The sequence below is a fragment of the Bifidobacterium aesculapii genome (genome assembly GCF_001417815.1).
In the GTDB taxonomy this organism is placed as follows: domain Bacteria; phylum Actinomycetota; class Actinomycetes; order Actinomycetales; family Bifidobacteriaceae; genus Bifidobacterium; species Bifidobacterium aesculapii.
In genome coordinates, this window is record NZ_BCFK01000084.1 from 1 (window position 1) to 2,492 (window position 2,492).

Sequence of the window (2,492 nt, forward strand, 5' to 3'; positions counted from 1 at the left end):
CAATTTCTTTTAGGTACTTGCTTTCCTAAAACTGATGTGATACAATGATTTAATCCAGAAAAGGAGTAAAAAATATGCGGCAAGGTATTCTTAAATAAAACTATAATCAAATAGTGGGAACAAAGGATTATGATAGCTCCTTTTGTAGGGGCTTAGTTTTTTGTACCCAATTTAAGAATACTTTTGCCTTATCAATTTTGACATATCCCCAAAAACAGCAATCACAAACAGGTGTATGCTGTATATGTGTATGTCCGCAACTTATAATCCCCAGTGGTAAAAGTATTTTACTGCTGGGGATTTTTATGCCCTTTGGGGCTGTAAAGGGAGGACAATCACATGAAAATAATCAATATTGGAATTCTTGCCCATGTAGACGCTGGAAAGACGACCTTGACGGAGAGCCTGCTATATGCCAGCGGAGCCATTTCAGAACCGGGGAGCGTCGAAAAAGGGACAACGAGGACGGACACCATGTTTTTGGAGCGGCAGCGTGGGATTACCATTCAAGCGGCAGTCACTTCCTTCCAGTGGCACAGATGTAAAGTTAACATTGTGGATACGCCCGGCCACATGGATTTTTTGGCGGAGGTGTACCGCTCTTTGGCTGTTTTAGATGGGGCCATCTTGGTGATCTCCGCTAAAGATGGCGTGCAGGCCCAGACCCGTATTCTGTTCCATGCCCTGCGGAAAATGAACATTCCCACCGTTATCTTTATCAACAAGATCGACCAGGCTGGCGTTGATTTGCAGAGCGTGGTTCAGTCTGTTCGGGATAAGCTCTCCGCCGATATTATCATCAAGCAGACGGTGTCGCTGTCCCCGGAAATAGTCCTGGAGGAAAATACCGACATAGAAGCATGGGATGCGGTCATCGAAAATAACGATGAATTATTGGAAAAGTATATCGCAGGAGAACCAATCAGCCGGGAAAAACTTGCGCGGGAGGAACAGCAGCGGGTTCAAGACGCCTCCCTGTTCCCAGTCTATCATGGCAGCGCCAAAAATGGCCTTGGCATTCAACCGTTGATGGATGCGGTGACAGGGCTGTTCCAACCGATTGGGGAACAGGGGGGGCGCCGCCCTATGCGGCAGCGTTTTCAAGGTTGAGTACACCGATTGCGGCCAGCGGCGTGTCTATCTACGGTTATACAGCGGAACGCTGCGCCTGCGGGATACGGTGGCCCTGGCCGGGAGAGAAAAGCTGAAAATCACAGAGATGCGTATTCCATCCAAAGGGGAAATTGTTCGGACAGACACCGCTTATCAGGGTGAAATTGTTATCCTTCCCAGCGACAGCGTGAGGTTAAACGATGTATTAGGGGACCAAACCCGGCTCCCTCGTAAAAGGTGGCGCGAGGACCCCCTCCCCATGCTGCGGACGGCGATTGCGCCGAAAACGGCAGCGCAAAGAGAACGGCTGCTGGACGCTCTTACGCAACTTGCGGATACTGACCCGCTTTTGCGTTGCGAAGTGGATTCCATCACCCATGAGATCATTCTTTCTTTTTTGGGCCGGGTGCAGTTGGAGGTTGTTTCCGCTTTGCTGTCGGAAAAATACAAGCTTGAAACAGTGGTAAAGGAACCCTCCGTCATTTATATGGAGCGGCCGCTCAAAGCAGCCAGCCACACCATCCATATCGAGGTGCCGCCCAACCCGTTTTGGGCATCCATAGGACTGTCTGTTACACCACTCTCGCTTGGCTCCGGTGTACAATACGAGAGCCGGGTTTCGCTGGGATACTTGAACCAGAGTTTTCAAAACGCTGTCAGGGATGGTATCCGTTACGGGCTGGAGCAGGGCTTGTTCGGCTGGAACGTAACGGACTGTAAGATTTGCTTTGAATACGGGCTTTATTACAGTCCGGTCAGCACGCCGGCGGACTTCCGCTCATTGGCCCCGATTGTATTGGAACAGGCATTGAAGGAATCGGGGACGCAGCTGCTGGAACCTTATCTCTCCTTCATCCTCTATGCGCCCCAGGAATACCTTTCCAGGGCTTATCATGATGCACCGAAATACTGTGCCACCATCGAAACGGCCCAGGTAAAAAAGGATGAAGTTGTCTTTACTGGCGAGATTCCCGCCCGCTGTATACAGGCATACCGTACTGATCTGGCCTTTTACACCAACGGGCGGAGCGTATGCCTTACAGAGCTGAAAGGATATCAGGCCGCTGTCGGTCAGCCGGTCATCCAGCCCCGCCGTCCAAACAGCCGCCTGGACAAGGTGCGCCATATGTTTCAGAAGGTAATGTAAAGATACATAATCGTCAAGACGGCAACAATCAGAAGTTATGGAGGGTAACAATGGAATATAGTAAGGAAGATTTAATGGAAGCAAAAAAGCAAATTTGGGGAGTGGGAGAGAACATGGGAACAGAGGAAAGTAAAAAAATCTGGGAGGAGAACGCACAATTTTGGGATAATGCAATGGGTGACGAATCTAATGAATTTCACAGAGAGGTAGTGCGTCCCAAAGTAACGGAACG

The 2,492-nt window shown here is 49.6% G+C and carries 1 protein-coding gene and 1 pseudogene; both read left to right on the top strand.

Annotated features, from left to right (window positions below):
- Positions 1–339 precede the first annotated feature (339 nt).
- Positions 340–2,260: pseudogene (gene tet(W) / locus BFAL_RS10430) on the top strand (tetracycline resistance ribosomal protection protein Tet(W)).
- Between the two features lie 50 nt (positions 2,261–2,310).
- A partial coding sequence (locus BFAL_RS10855) for a hypothetical protein (protein ID WP_442319914.1) occupies positions 2,311–2,492 on the top strand: 182 nt, incomplete at its 3' end.